This is a genomic window from Actinomyces sp. ICM58 (genome assembly GCF_000283035.1).
GTDB lineage: Bacteria > Actinomycetota > Actinomycetes > Actinomycetales > Actinomycetaceae > Pauljensenia.
In genome coordinates this window covers 1-13905 of sequence record NZ_ALIY01000208.1, presented here as the reverse complement: position 1 = coordinate 13905, position 13905 = coordinate 1, and the positions used below count along the sequence as shown (strand labels likewise).

Annotated in this window: 10 protein-coding genes and 1 pseudogene; 10 read left to right on the top strand and 1 reads right to left on the bottom strand. The window is 67.4% G+C overall.

All coding sequences use genetic code 11. The annotated features are described in order from the left end of the window. Nucleotides 1–376 precede the first annotated feature (376 nt). On the bottom strand, nt 377–1417 hold the full coding sequence (locus HMPREF1138_RS09305; protein WP_009059093.1) for a zinc-dependent alcohol dehydrogenase family protein: 1041 nt from the start codon (nt 1415–1417) through the stop codon (nt 377–379). A gap of 173 nt (nt 1418–1590) precedes the next feature. Between HMPREF1138_RS09305 and moaA the strand changes: the two genes are divergently transcribed. The 10 genes and pseudogenes from moaA to HMPREF1138_RS09255 form a co-directional block, all read left to right on the top strand. After that, complete coding sequence (moaA, locus tag HMPREF1138_RS09300; RefSeq protein ID WP_009059087.1) at nt 1591–2655, top strand: GTP 3',8-cyclase MoaA; 1065 nt, start codon at nt 1591–1593, stop codon at nt 2653–2655. 225 nt (nt 2656–2880) lie between these two features. Continuing rightward, the gene (locus tag HMPREF1138_RS09295) at nt 2881–4236 is read left to right on the top strand and encodes a nitrate/nitrite transporter (protein ID WP_009059085.1); all 1356 of its coding nucleotides are present in this window, start codon (nt 2881–2883) and stop codon (nt 4234–4236) included. A 68-nt stretch (nt 4237–4304) separates the two neighbouring features. Continuing rightward, entirely contained in the window at nt 4305–8075 is a 3771-nt protein-coding gene (locus HMPREF1138_RS09290; RefSeq protein WP_009059082.1) for a nitrate reductase subunit alpha, read from the top strand. After that, nucleotides 8075–9625, top strand: a complete 1551-nt coding sequence (narH, locus tag HMPREF1138_RS09285) for a nitrate reductase subunit beta (protein ID WP_009059077.1) — start codon at nt 8075–8077, stop codon at nt 9623–9625. The genes HMPREF1138_RS09290 and narH overlap by 1 nt, the downstream gene beginning before the upstream one ends. Next, on the top strand, nt 9622–10311 hold the full coding sequence (gene narJ, locus HMPREF1138_RS09280; protein ID WP_009059089.1) for a nitrate reductase molybdenum cofactor assembly chaperone: 690 nt from the start codon (nt 9622–9624) through the stop codon (nt 10309–10311). Before narH ends, narJ begins: the two co-directional genes overlap by 4 nt. A gap of 5 nt (nt 10312–10316) precedes the next feature. Then, nucleotides 10317–11093, top strand: a complete 777-nt coding sequence (gene narI, locus HMPREF1138_RS09275) for a respiratory nitrate reductase subunit gamma (RefSeq protein WP_009059094.1) — start codon at nt 10317–10319, stop codon at nt 11091–11093. Between the two features lie 299 nt (nt 11094–11392). Further along, nucleotides 11393–12388: a MoaD/ThiS family protein gene (locus tag HMPREF1138_RS09270; protein ID WP_009059096.1), complete on the top strand. Its 996-nt coding sequence runs from the start codon at nt 11393–11395 to the stop codon at nt 12386–12388. 100 nt (nt 12389–12488) lie between these two features. Then, nucleotides 12489–12908, top strand: coding sequence for a molybdenum cofactor biosynthesis protein MoaE (locus tag HMPREF1138_RS09265; RefSeq protein ID WP_009059084.1), 420 nt, complete (start codon nt 12489–12491; stop codon nt 12906–12908). 1 nt (nt 12909) lies between these two features. Then, nucleotides 12910–13734 (top strand): HesA/MoeB/ThiF family protein, encoded by an 825-nt coding sequence (locus tag HMPREF1138_RS09260; RefSeq protein ID WP_009059080.1) that lies wholly within the window; start codon nt 12910–12912, stop codon nt 13732–13734. Then, nucleotides 13725–13905 (top strand): annotated as a pseudogene (locus HMPREF1138_RS09255) (molybdenum cofactor guanylyltransferase); the annotation flags it as partial. The gene HMPREF1138_RS09260 and the pseudogene HMPREF1138_RS09255, both read left to right, overlap by 10 nt.

Genomic DNA, 13905 nt, shown 5'->3' with positions numbered 1-13905 from the left:
CCCCCGGTGAGTGGGCCGGTGAGCGGTGGCTGGGCGGGCAGACGACCGGGTGTGGCCGGGCGGGCGAGGTTGCGGTTGGTTGGGGCGCGTTGTGGACGGGTGCGGGCGGGGGTTGGCGGCCGCGTGGGCCGGGCGCGGCCTGGTGATCCGTCGCTGGTGGCGGGCGTGGGCGTGGTTGCTGCGGGCGAATGGGGGGGAATTGCAGCATTAGGGGTGCGACACGCCGGCGACACGCCGTAGCGGTGCGTCTAATGGTGCAAAACCCCCCGTTGGGCGGCTGAGTGTGGGTCGGTGGGTGAAGTCGCGGTTGGTTGGGGCGCGTTGTGGCTGGGTGTGGTCCGGCGTGGGCGGCCGCGTGGGCCGTGCGCCGCCGGCGTCAGACGGTGAGCATGACCTTCGTGGCGCGGCGCTCGTCCATGGCGGCGTAGCCCTCGGCGGCCTGCTCGAGCGGCAGGACCATGTCGAAGACGGCGCCAGGATTGATGGTTCCGCTCATGATCAGGTTGATCATGGTCGGCAGATACTTGCGCACGGCGGCCGGCCCGCCGAACATGTGCACCTCGGCGGCGAACATGCGGCTCATATCCAGGGAGACGCCGTGCGGAACCCCCACGAAAGACAGGTGACCGCCGGGGCGCACGCAGCCGAGCGCCTGGTTGAAAGCCACCTCGTTGCCCACCGCTTCGACGACGCCGTCGGCCCCCAGGCCGCCGGTCAGTTCCTTGATGCGTGCAACGCCCTCCTCGCCGCGCTCCTCGACGATGTCGGTTGCGCCGAACTGGCGGGCCAGCGTCTGGCGATCCGCGTGGCGCGACATCGCGATGATGCGGGATGCGCCCAGCTGGCGGGCGCCGATGATCGCGCCCAGGCCCACGGCCCCGTCGCCCACGATGACGATAGTTGTGCCGGGACCAGCCCCGGCCTCGTCGGCGGCGAACCAGCCGGTGCCGAGCACGTCAGAGGCAGCCAGGAGCGAGGGAATCTGCTCGCGCGTGGGCGTGCCGGGGGTCTTCACGAGCGTGCCGTCCGCAAGGGCAATGCGCGCGTATTCGGCCTGGGTGCCGCCGGCGCGTGTGCCGACAAAGGGGTCGCCCTGGGCGGCCGCGGTCGCGCAACGCGAGGGGTAGCCGGCGCGGCAGACAGAGCATTCGCCGCAGGAGATGCAGAAGGAACCGACGACGAAATCGCCGGGGCGCACGGTCGTGACGGCCTCGCCCACTTCGACGACGGTGCCGACGTACTCGTGTCCCATGCGCCGCTCGTGGACGGGCTCCATGCCGCGGTAGGGCCACAGGTCCGAGCCACAGATGCAGGTGGCCGCCAGCTTGATAATGGCGTCCGTGGGCTCCAGGATGGTGGGTTTCGGCAACTCTTCGACGGTGACGTTGCCGGGTTCGTGCATGACGACGGCGCGCATGGTGCTCCTCGCTCGGGTGGCTCTCGTGTACTCACGCTATCCCGGTGCTGCTTCTCGCGTCAGCGCTGTCCACTGTAGCCTTTCTCTCAGGCGACGAGGCCGGGGCGCGGTTGCGGGGTGCTCGCACGTATTTCGAGGGGCGAAGACCAGGTAAAAAGCGGTAGGGTGTCGCCATGTCTGTCGAGTTCGTATCCGCCGCGCAGGCGGCGCAGGGGGTGGCGTGTGAGGCGCCGCTGCGGCTCGTCGACACCTTCGGGCGCGTGGCCCGAGACCTGCGCGTCTCGCTCACCGACCGCTGCAATCTGCGCTGTTCCTACTGCATGCCCCCCGAAGGCCTGGACTGGCTGCCCACCGAGGAAACCCTGACGGACGACGAGGTCGTGCGCCTCGTTGGCATCGGCGTCGAGCGGCTCGGGATCCGGCAGGTGCGCTTCACGGGCGGGGAGCCTCTCCTGCGCCGAGGCCTCGAGGGGATCATCGGCGAGTGTTCCGAGCTGCGCACCGACGAAGGAAAGAAGCCGGACCTGGCCCTGACGACGAATGCGCTGGGCTTGGCCAAGCGCGCCCAGGGTTTGAGGGATGCGGGCCTGGATCGCGTCAACATTTCGCTGGATTCCCTGGATGCTGAGCACTACGCGGCGATCACCCGCCGCGACCGCCTGGGGGATGTGTTGGAGGGCATCGAGGCGGCCGCGCGCGCGGGCCTGACACCGATCAAGGTCAACACCCTGGTGCTGCGCGGCATGAACGAGGCCGACCTGCCCGACCTGGTCGACTACTGCCTGGATCGGGGGATCGAGCTGCGCGTCATCGAGCAGATGCCGATCGGTCCGGCGGACACGTGGGACCGCCAGAACATCATGACGGCGGACGAGATCCTGCACATCATGGGCACCCGCCACACGCTGACCCCCGCGCCCCGCGAGGATCCGCATTCCCCCGCGGGTCGGTGGATCGTGGATGGGGATCCGACCAAGATGCTGGGCGTCATCGCCTCCGTGTCCGACCCCTTCTGCGGGGCGTGCGACCGCACGCGCCTGACGTCGGATGGCATGGTGCGCTCCTGCCTGTTCTCCACGGAGGAGACCTCGCTGCGCGACGTGCTGCGCGGGGGTGGCTCTGACGCGCAGATCGCCGCTCGATGGGCCGACGCCATGTGGGCCAAGCCGGCCGCGCATGGGCTCAATATTGACGCTTTCGCGCGCCCGTCGCGCACGATGAGCCGTATTGGTGGGTAAGTCCCCACTAATTTCGTAACGCCGACGTTTTGTAACGGCGGTCGATAGCGGCGTTGATATCCTCCCCTCCGTGCTCGACACCCCTATTTTTCCTTGTTGTATCAAGGGTGATGCACGTCCTAAAAAGATGGTGTGACGGAGGTAATTTGCCTTGGTAGCCTCCGTGTTAAAGAACGTCCGGCGCTTGCCTGCGCCCGGATGCCCCCTTCACGGATGAGGAGAGCCATGAGCGCGACCGACCCCGCGGCCAAGAAGAGCCGCTACCTGCTCACTGACTGGAACCCCAACGATGAGTCCAAGTGGGACTCGAAGCTCGCGTGGCGCACGCTGTGGATCACGACCTACTCGCTGATCCTGGCGTTCTGCGTGTGGTTCCTGCCCAGCGCGATCGCGCCGAAGCTGACGCTTCTTGGGTTTAACCTGGACAAGTCTCAGCTGTACTGGCTGACCGCCCTCCCCGGCCTCGCCGCCGGCATCCTGCGCCTCATCTACATGTTCCTGCCCCCGCTCATCGGCACCCGCAAGCTCGTGGGCATCACCTCCCTGCTGTGCATCATCCCCATGGCCGGCTGGTTCTTCGCGGTCCAGGACAACACGACCCCCTACTGGGTCCTCCTGACCCTCGCCTTCATGTGTGGCATCGGCGGCGGCTCGTTCTCCGGCTACATGCCCTCGACCGGCTACTTCTTCCCCAAGCGCCTCGTCGGCACGGCCCTCGGCCTGCAGGGCGGCATCGGCAACCTCGGCATGTCTGTCATCCAGCTGGTCGGCCCCATCCTCATGGGCTTCGGCCTCTTCGGCATGACCTGGCTGGTGGACCCGCAGACGCAGGTCGGCGAGCAGGCCGGCGAACACGTCGGTGAGAGCATCTGGGTCTACAACGCCGCGGCCTTCTTCATCCCGTGGTGCATCGTCGCCGCAATCCTCGCCTTCATCTGGCTGCGCGACGTGCCCGTCAAGGCCAACATCAAGCAGCAGCTGGACATCTTCTCCAACCCCAACACCTGGTACATGACCATCCTCTACGTCATGACCTTCGGTCTCTTCTCCGGCTTCTCCGCCGTCTTCGCTCTCCTCATTAACAATCAGTTCGGCCGCGAGTCCACCCCCGGCCTGCCCGTCCTGGGTGCGACCTTCGCCTTCCTCGGCCCCCTCATCGGCTCGATCATCCGCATGTCCTGGGGCATCTTCTGCGACCGCATGGGCGGCGCCATCTGGACCTTCATCTCCGGCGTCGGCATGGCCATTACCCTGGGCGGCATCGCATGGGTCCTGCGCAACCCCACCGGCTGGACCGACTTCTACATCTTCATGGCGCTCATGCTCACCATGTTCCTGTTCTCCGGCTTCGGCAACGCCGGCACCTTCAAGCAGATGCCGATGATCATGCCGGCCCGCCAGGCTGGCGGCGCCATCGGCTTCACCTCCGCCATCGCATCCCTCGGCCCGTTCCTGGTCGGCGTTGCTCTCTCCGCCATCAGCGCCCCGGTCTTCTTCGCGGGATGCGCCATCTTCTGCGCCCTGTGCTCGGTCCTGTGCTGGATCATGTACGCGCGCAAGAACGCCCCGTTCCCCGGCTGATCCACTCGGCACTGCGTGGTGCCGACGGACCTGCCACTGCCTCGTCAACCGACTCTTAGGAGCACCCCATGACGAATCTCGAATCCGATATGACCTTCCCGACCTACGACGGCGAGGTCAAGCCAGCGACCGGCGCGACCCTGTTCGCGCTCGGCTCGTGGCTGCGTCGCGGCAAGGCGTCCGCCGATGCGCGCCAGCTCTTCCTCGAGGGCGGCCGCGAAGGCGACTCCTTCTACCGCGACCGCTGGAGCTACGACAAGATCGTGCGCTCCACCCATGGCGTGAACTGCACGGGCTCGTGCTCGTGGAAGATCTTCGTCAAGGACGGCGTCATCACCTGGGAAACCCAGCAGACTGACTACCCGTCGACCGGCGCCAACATGCCCGAGTACGAGCCCCGCGGCTGCCCGCGTGGCGCGGCGTTCTCGTGGTACGAGTACTCGCCGACCCGTATCAAGTACCCCTACGTGCGCGGCGTCCTGCTCGACATGTTCCGCGAGGCCAAGAAGCGCCTCGGGGATCCCGTCGATGCGTGGGCCGCGGTCGTCGAGGACCCGGAGAAGGCGCGCGCCTACAAGTCGCAGCGCGGCCGCGGCGGCATGGTCCGCGTGTCCTGGGAAGAGGCGATGGAGATCGTCGCCGCCGCCTACGTGCACACGATCAAGCAGTACGGCCCCGACCGCATCGCCGGCTTCTCGGTCATCCCCGCCATGTCGATGATCTCCTACGGTGCGGGCGCCCGCTTCCACGAGCTCATCGGCGCCACCATGCTGTCCTTCTACGACTGGTACGCGGACCTGCCTCCGGCCTCGCCGCAGGTCTTCGGCGACCAGACCGACGTGCCCGAGGCCGGCGACTGGTTCAACTCCCAGTACCTCATCATGTGGGGCACGAACCTGCCGCTGACCCGTACCCCCGACGCCCACTTCATGGCCGAGGCCCGCTACCACGGCCAGAAGGTCGTCGTCGTGTCCCCGGACTTCGCGGACAACACGAAGTTCGCGGACGACTGGTTGCGCGTCCAGCCCGGCACGGACGGCGCTCTGGCCCAGTCCATGGGCCACGTCATCCTCAAGGAATTCCACGTCGGCAAGCGCGAGCCCATGTTCCTGGACTACATGACGCGCTACACCGACTCCCCGTTCCTGGTGGAGATTAACGAGGTTGGCGAGGGCGCCCACGAGGGCATCGCCCCGACGACCCTGGTCCCGGGCAAGTTCCTGACGGCCGCGAAGATGCCCGCGGGCACGACGACGCGCACCGAGAACAACGAGTTCCGTCCCCTCGTTATCGAGGCCGACGGCACGGTCAAGGACCCGGGCGGCACGCTCGCCGATCGCTTCGGCGAGGAGGGCGCCGGGCACTGGAACCTCAACCTGGACGGCGTCGAGCCCGTCATGTCCATCATGGACACGGACGAGTGGGAGCCCGTCGAGATCGCCCTGCCGCGCTTCGACCTGCCCGCGGCCCCCGGCCAGGCATCGGTCGGCGGCGGCTACGTGAAGCGCGGCGTGCCCGCGCGCCGCGTCAACGGCCGCCTCGTGACGACGGTGTACGACATCATGCTGGCCCACTACGCGGTTGAGCGCGAGGGTCTGCCGGGCCAGTGGCCCACCGACTACATGGACGCCTCCACGCCGGGCACCCCCGCGTGGCAGGAGGAGTTCACGTCGGTTCCCGCCGGAGCCGCCATCAAGATCGGCCGCGAGTTCGCACAGAACGCGGTCGAAACCGAGGGCCGTTCCATGATCCTCATGGGCGCCGGCACGAACCACTACTACCACTCCGACCAGATGTACCGGACGTTCCTGGCGCTCACGGAAATGTGTGGTACCCAGGGCCGCAACGGCGGCGGCTGGGCCCACTACGTGGGTCAGGAGAAGGTCCGCCCGATCATGGGTTGGGGCTCCTTCACCTTCGCCCTGGACTGGGCGCGTCCGCCGCGCCAGATGATCTCCACCGGCTGGTACTACATGACCACCGACCAGTGGCGCTACGACGGGGCCGCGGCCTCGGCCATGGCGAACCCGATCAAGTCCTCGCACCTGGACGGCAAGCAGCTGGTCGACACGCTCGTCGAGTCGGTTCAGCGCGGCTGGATGCCCTGCTACCCGACGTTCTCCAAGGGCTCGACCCAGCTGGGTCGCGAGGCCGCCGAGGCCGGCATGGCGCCCGCGCAGTACGTGTCCCAGGAGCTGCGCGAGGGGCGCCTGCAGTTCGCGATCGAGGACCCGGACGCCCACCACAACGTCCCGAAGATCCTTGCGAACTGGCGTACCAACCTGCTCGGCTCCTCCGCGAAGGGCACCGAGTTCTTCCTGCGTCACATGCTGGGCACAGGCAACGAGGTCAACGCGCAGGAGCTGGAAGAAGGCAACCGTCCCGCGTCCGTCAACTGGCGCGACGCCCACCCCGGCAAGCTCGACCTCATGTGGGTCGCGGACTTCCGCAACACCTCGACGACGCTGCACTCCGACGTCGTGCTGCCCGCCGCCACGTGGTACGAGAAGCACGACCTGTCCTCCACGGACATGCACCCCTTCATGCACTGCTTCGACGAGGCCGTGAACCCGCCGTGGGAGGCGCGCACCGACTTCGAGGTGTTCCAGACCCTGGCTCGCCTCGTCGGCCGCATGGCCCCCGGTCACCTGGACACCCAGATGGACGTCGTCGCGGTCCCGCTGGGGCACGACTCCCCGGACGCCATGACCATGGCGAGCGGCGTCGTTCCCGAGCAGACGTGGACGCCCGGCAAGACCATGCCGAAGCTGGTCCCGATCGAGCGCGACTACACGCAGGTCGGCTACAAGTTCGACCGCATGGGACCGCTCCTGCCCAAGGCCGGCCTGGCCTCGAAGGGCGTGGCCTACAACGTGCAGGAGGCATACGAGCAGCTCGGAGACCTCAACGGCCGCGCCCCCATGGACGGCAACGCCGGCGAGGGCATGCCCCTGTGTGACACCGCGATCAAGGCGGCGAACATGGCGCTGCGCTTCTCGGGCACCACGAATGGCTCCCTGGCCGTTCAGGGCTTCCGCACGCTGGAGAAGCGCGTCGGTAACGAGATGGCGTTCCTGGCCGAAGGTGACGAAGAAAAGAAGATCACCTACCAGGACACCGTCCTGCAGCCGCGCAGCGTCATCACCAGCCCCGAGTGGTCGGGTTCCGAGCACGGCGGCCGACGCTACAGCGCCTTCGTCCAGAACGTCGAGTGCCGCAAGCCGTGGCACACGCTCACGGGCCGCCCGCAGTTCTACGTCGACCACGACTGGATGATGGACATGGGCGAGGCCCTGCCGATCTTCCGTCCGCCGCTTGACCTGGCGCACATCTACGGTGAGCGTCCTGTCGGCGACCACCGTCCCGGTCAGCCGGGTCAGGCCGAGGTCGCGGTGCGTTACCTGACGATCCACAACAAGTGGGCCATCCACTCCCAGTACTACGACAACCCGTACATGCTGACGCTGGGTCGTGGTGGCCAGACGGTGTGGATGAGCCCGGCCGACGCCGAGAAGATCGGTGTGCGCGACAACGAGTGGATCGAGGCGAAGAACCGTAACGGCACCGTGTCGGCTCGCGCCGTTGTCTCCCACCGCATCCCGGAGGGCACGGTGTTCATGCACCACGCCCAGGATCGCCAGATCAACACCCCGCTGAACGAGGAATCCGGCAAGCGCGGCGGTACGCACAACTCGCTGACGCGAATCTTCATTAAGCCGACCCACCTGGCCGGCGGATACGCGCAGTTCGCCTACGCGTTCAACTACTACGGTCCCACCGGCAACAACCGCGACGAGGTCACGGTTATCCGCCGCCGCTCCCAGGAGGTGCAGTTCTGATGAAGGTCATGGCTCAGATCGCGATGGTGATGAACCTCGACAAGTGCATCGGCTGCCACACCTGTTCGGTCACCTGTAAGCAGGTGTGGACCAACCGCGAGGGCACCGAGTACATCTGGTTCAACAACGTCGAAACCCGTCCCGGCGTGGGCTACCCCCGCGGCTGGGAGGACCAGAAGAAGTGGAAGGGCGGCTGGAAGCGTACCGCCACGGGCCGCCTCGTTCCCCGTCAGGGTGGACGCGTCGCCTCGCTCGCGAAGATCTTCGCGAACCCGACGCAGCCGACCATGAAGGACTACTACGAGCCGTGGACGTACGAGTACGACAAGCTGCTCCAGGCGCCCGCGAACTCCCGCGCGATCCCGACGGCCCGCGCGAAGTCCACAATCACGGGCGAGCACATCGACAAGCCCGAGTGGGGCCCGAACTGGGACGATGACCTCGGTGGCTCCATGGAGACCCTGGATCAGGACCCGGTCCTGCACCAGATGAACCTCCAGGTCGCCAAGACCATCGAGGACGCGTACATGTTCTACCTGCCTCGCATTTGCGAGCACTGCCTGAACCCGACCTGCGTGTCGGCGTGCCCCTCGGGCGCGATGTACAAGCGCACCGAGGACGGTATCGTCCTGGTCGACCAGGATCAGTGCCGTGGCTGGCGCATGTGCGTGTCGGCCTGCCCCTACAAGAAGGTCTACTTCAACCACAACACGGGCAAGGCCGAGAAGTGCACGCTGTGCTACCCGCGCCTCGAGGTCGGCCAGCCGACCATCTGCTCGGAGACCTGCGTGGGCCGCCTGCGCTACATGGGCGTGCTGCTCTACGACGCGGACCGCGTCACCTGGGCCGCCTCCCAGGAGGACGAGCGCGACCTGTACCGCGCCCAGCGCGAGATCCTGCTCGACCCGAACGACCCGCAGGTGGTCGCCCAGGCTCAGGCCAACGGCGTTCCCCACTCGTGGATCAAGGCCGCCCAGCAGTCCCCGATCTGGAAGCTCATTACCGAGTACGAGGTCGCCCTGCCGCTGCACCCCGAGTTCCGCACCCTGCCGATGGTCTGGTACGTGCCGCCGCTGTCCCCGGTCGTCGACCAGGTGACCGCGTCCGGCAGCGACGGCGAGGACCACAGGGTCCTGCTGTCCGCCATCTCGCAGATGCGCATCCCGCTGGAGTACCTGGCCGGCCTGTTCACGGCCGGGGACACGGCTCCCGTGGAGCTGGCGCTGCGTCGCCTCGCCGCGATGCGCTCCTACATGCGCGACGTCTTCGTCGACAACCCGACGAACGAGGAGATCCCTGCCTCCGTGGGCATGACCCCGGAGAAGGTCAAGGAGATGTACCGACTGCTGTCGATCGCCAAGTACGACGACCGCTTCGTCATCCCGACCGCCCACCCCGAGATGCCGCGCGGCATCAAGGAGCTCGAGGGCTGCCCGGTGTCCTACGACGTCGAGGCCTTCCACGGCCTGGCCCCTGCCACGTCAAACCGCCCGACGGGTGGCTCGTCGCCGGAGGGACGCCAGATGCTCCCCCTTGAGGTCGTTCGATGAGTACTTTCGTCGGCATTCCGCGTATTCCTACGGCCGCTCCGGAAACGGAGATGGATCCGAAGGACGCGCGCGGCGTGCGCATGGCGGTCTCGGTCCTCCTGGACTACCCGGGTGATGACTTCGAGACCAAGCTGGACGCGGTCGAGGAGGCTCTGGCGGACCTGCCGGAGCCGGCCTCGGCGTCCTTGGCCTCGTTCGTGAGCTACGCTCGCGCCGCGGGCCTGCGCGCCATGCAGACCACCTACGTGGAGACGTTCGACCAGCGCCGCCGCTGCGCGCTCGGCCTGACGTACTACACGCACGGCGACACCCGCGGGCGCGGCCAGGCCATCCTGGCCTTCAAGGAGGTCCTGCGCCGCGCCGGTTTCGAGATGGAGCGCGAGGAGCTGCCCGATCACCTGCCGGTGGTCCTGGAGTTCGCCGCCTTCGACGAGACCGGCACGGCCGAGGGCCTGCTGCGCTCTAACCGCGAGGGCATCGAAGTGATCCGCACGGCGCTGCGCGCCGCGGACTCCCCATACGCGCCGCTGCTGGACGCGCTGGTCGCGACACTGCCCGAGCCGGACGAAAAGACCATTGAGGGCTTCCGCAAGCTCATTAGCCAGGGGCCGCCCACCGAGCTGGTGGGCGTGGGCGATCTGTCTGCCACGCCCTTCCCGACTTCCGAAACAACGATGGGACGGTAACGTTCATGGAATCCGCACTTTTGCATGCCGCGTCAGCACCTGCGACGCAGTCGCTGTCCTTCCTGGACATTGCCCTGTGGGTGGTCCTGCCCTACGTGTCCTTCGCGATCCTCATCGTGGGTCTCGCGTGGCGCTACAAGACGGACCAGTACGGGTGGACGTCTCGTTCCTCACAGTGGAATGAGCCGGCCATCCTGCGCTGGGCGTCGCCGATGTTCCACTTCGGCGTTCTCTTCGTGTTCGTGGGCCACGTCATGGGCCTGGTGATCCCGAAGACCTGGACGCAGGCGCTCGGCGTCTCACAGCACACCTACCACCTGGTGGCGACGATCCCCGGCTCGATCGCGGGTCTCATGACGATCCTCGGCCTCGCGCTGCTGATCTACCGTCGCCTGGTGGTCAAGTCGGTGCGCGTGGCGACGACCCGCATGGACATCGTCACCTACGTGATGCTCAGCATTCCGGTGCTCCTGGGCGGGGCTGCGACCCTGCTCAACCAGGTGCTCGGCGGTCACGAGGGCTACGACTACCGCGAGACGATCTCCGTGTGGTTCCGCTCGATCTTCACGCTGCACCCGCAGGCGCACCTGATGGTCGACGTGCCGCTGAGCTTCCAGCTGCACATCATCGCGGGCCTGCTGCTCTTCTGCATCTGGCCGTTCACCCGCCTCGTGCACGCGGTGAGCGCGCCGGTCGGCTACGTGGCGCGTCCCCCGGTGATCTACCGGTCGCGCGACGAGCGCCGCGAGCATCAGCTGACGCGCGGCGGCATGTCGGACTGATCGATGGCCGTGCCCGCCGCGGTCCCTTGCTGAGAGGCGAGGCCTCGGCGGGCCAGGTGTTGGCGTGGGGGCGGGCGAAAGCTCGCCCCTCGCCGTATACCACGGGTCGGGTGTCGTCAGTGAGGTGCGCGCGTGCGGCCGCCCCTCCAAAAGCATCCGCGCAGTGGAATTGACCGTGCGCGCAAAGGCTTGTGCTGGTTAAAATAACACCGGTTTGTAAGTAATGTAACAAAGCTAATGCCGTTACGGAGACTCTCGTTAAGGGGGTTTCCGCAGATTAAGAGGGAGAGAGGACGGACATGACTGACACCTCCCATTCGCGGCCGCTTGCTGAAACGCTTGAGGCGATGGCTGCCCTGACGCCCGCTCAGCACGCTCTGTTGGAGCGCATTTCGCAGCACGCGACGCCCGTGACCGTGGCCGAGTTGGCCCAGGAGGCCGGCCTGCACGTGTCGAGCGTGCGTGAGACGCTCGAAGGTCTGTTTGCCGTGGGTCTGGTGGAAAAGCAGCAGCTTCCCTCCTCGGGGCGCGGGCGTCCCGCGCTCGGATACTCGACGACGACCCCCGCCGACCCCTCGTTTGCGGCTCAGATGCTCCAACAGCTGACCTCGTCGCTGCTGGCGTGGCTGCGCGCGGACGCCGCCGACCCGGCCGCGTCGGTGTGCGAGATCGGCGCGCGGTGGGCGGATGCCGCCCTGGAGACGATGGCCGTGCCGGACCACAGCCACGGGATTGCGCGCCGGGCCATGCGCGACAACTTCAACATCGCGGGGCACCTGGGCAAGGTGCGACTGTTCATGAACGCGATGGGCTTTGCGTCGGTACCCCACGAGTCCGATCAGATGGCCGTCGTCCTGACTGCCTGCCCTTTCACGGAGCCGGGAGCCCCGGACGACCTGGCCCTCGAGCTGCGGCGCGGCATCGTCGAGCGTGTCTTCGAGCGCACGGCGACGGGGGTTGCGAGCTGGTCAGTGGAGGTCGATCCGATCAACCCGTTGCGCCTGACGGTCTTCCTGCGTCCGCTCAACGAGCCGAATCCGAAGCCGCTGTCGACGACGGTGCACTTCTTCGGCGGCGCGGCCGAGGCGGCGGGCGGTTACATGCGTGAGCTGCCCGCCTCGGAGACGCCCGCGACGCTCGGCGAGCTGGTCGCGCGCCTCGGCGCTGAGAACCCGGAGCTGGATCGCATCCTGGAGGTGTCGAGCTTCCTGGTGAACGAGCGTTCCGCGCGCCTGGAGGCGGAGCTGATGCCCGGCGTGCGCATCGACGTGTTGCCGCCCTTCGCCGGCGGGTGAGATGTCCACAGCATTTGTGCGGGTCGGTCAGGGTTTTTGCAAAATCCTGACCGTTTCCGTTTAAAATGGACGTAAGCATCTCCCGTTCCTGGAGGATCCCATGTCAGCAGAGATTGCAACAGGTATTACTGACGACCCCCTCGACTCGAGCACGCTGATCGATAGCGCACGCCGAGATACGTGTGGTGCCGTGGCGTCGTTCATCGGCGTCGTGCGCAACCACGACGGGGGAGAGAGCGTGGACGCGATCGAGTATTCGTCGCATCCTTCCTCGGCGCAGATATTGCGCGACATCGTCGCGGAGTTTAAGGATCGTCCCGGGGTGCATCGCATCGTCGCGTGGCACCGGGTGGGCCGCCTGGAGATAGGTGAGGATGCGATGGTGGTGGCGGTTGCCGCCGAGCATCGCGCACAGGCTTTCCGCGCTGTGGAGGGCATCGTTGAGGACGTGAAGGCGAAGCTCCCGATCTGGAAGAAGCAGGAATTGACCGACGGTTCGCACAACTGGTCGGGTCTGTAAGATGACGATCGGCGATCCTTATTCGCGTGAGGCGGCCGTCTCGGGCCGCAGCGTGGCGCTCCCGCTGATCAATGCGCCCGTCCCGTACCAGGCCGGGGATCCTGCGCTGGAGCGTTTCCGTCGCAATTGGCTGGTCTCCGGCATTGGCCAGGCGGGTCAGGCTCGCCTGGCCGCGGCGCGCGTGCTCGTCGTGGGCGCGGGCGGCCTTGGCTCGCCCGTCCTGCTATACCTGACGGCTGCGGGCGTCGGGACGATCGGCATCTGCGACTCCGACGTGGTCGATACGTCGAACCTGCAGCGCCAGCTCCTGCACGGCGAGGCCGACGTGGGGGATCCAAAGCCTGATTCGGCGGTGCGTCACCTGAGCGCCCTCAATTCCGGCGTGCGCTTCGAGCGCTACGGGCACGTGACCCGAGAGTGGCTGGACGAGCACGGACGCGAGTGGGACCTCATCGTGGAGTGCACGGATAGCTTCGACTCGAAGTACCTGGTGGCGGACTATTGTGCGGACTCAGGCGTCCCGTTGGTGTGGGGGACGGTCGTGTCGATGGCCTTCCAGGTGAGCGTGTTCTGGTCTGCGGCGCCGGCCCCCGTGCCCTCGCTGACGTTGCGGAGCCTGCACCCGGTCAAGCCTGCTCCCGGGACGACCCCGGCCTCGCCGGAGGTTGGTGTGCTCGGTCCCGTGGTCGGCCAGGCGGGCACCGCGATGGCGACGGAGGCCATCAAGCTGCTGGTGGGCTTCGGCGAGCCGTTGATCGGCCGCGTCCTGACGGTGGACGCGGCGACGCAGCGCGCCGACGTGCTGACCTTCGCGCCGTGGGACTGATCCCCGTGGGCGGGGGAGGGACGCGCCCCGACCTGGCCGCGATAGTCGTGGGCGGCGGCGGGGGAGAGCGCCTGGGCGGCGTGTCGAAGCCAGACCTCGTGTTCGGCGGGGGGCGGCTCATCGACCGCGTGTGCGGGGCGCTGCTGGAGGCGTGCGGCGCGGGGTGTGTGG